Origin of the sequence: Streptococcus oralis, assembly GCF_003942585.1 — a bacterium.
In the GTDB taxonomy this organism is placed as follows: domain Bacteria; phylum Bacillota; class Bacilli; order Lactobacillales; family Streptococcaceae; genus Streptococcus; species Streptococcus oralis_BE.
The window spans coordinates 1-588 of sequence record NZ_RJNK01000031.1 but is presented as its reverse complement, the minus strand read 5'-3'; the positions used below and the strand labels follow the sequence as shown (position 1 = coordinate 588).

The following is a 588-nucleotide window of genomic DNA, read 5'->3' as shown; positions in this document are numbered from 1 at the left end:
TGATTTAACTTCCGAGTTTTCTTTTATAAAATATTTTTGTAATGTTAATAGTGCCGATGAATTAATAAAATTATTTATGAATTTATTTCCTGTTATACTTTTAGAGTCTGAGAAATCAAATTTAAAGTTAGTTGAGGCAATTGAGTGTTAAAAGAATTTAAAAATCTGTATGATTAGAGGAGATAATCAAGAGGAATTTGATTTCTATTATGATAAAACAAGTTATATTTATATGGAACTAATTGATAAGGAGGAATCGGTTTCAGCTAATGCTAACCTTGTGAGTATGTTTCTTTTATGTGCTTTTTACAATAGAATTGGAAAGGAATGGGATGGTATTCAAGATTGTTTTGAATTTAGTAATAAAAGTTTAAGAAAAAAAGAATTAAAACGTTTTATTTCGGAGATATATTTAAGTAGAAATTTAAATAAACTCAATAAGGAACGGTCAGAGTACCATCTTTTAAATGAAACTATTTTGGAATTAATAAAGGAACTAAAATATCAAAAAAAACTAATTCAATTAAGTGATTATTTCATGTGTTTACGTTACTTTTTAGGTTTAGTTGATAATAATCTTAATAATGC

Annotated in this window: 1 protein-coding gene; it reads left to right on the top strand. The window is 24.3% G+C overall.

All coding sequences use genetic code 11. The annotated features are described in order from the left end of the window. Positions 1 to 169: 169 nt before the first annotated feature. A partial coding sequence (locus tag D8862_RS09525; RefSeq protein ID WP_142998965.1) for a hypothetical protein occupies positions 170 to 588 on the top strand: 419 nt, incomplete at its 3' end.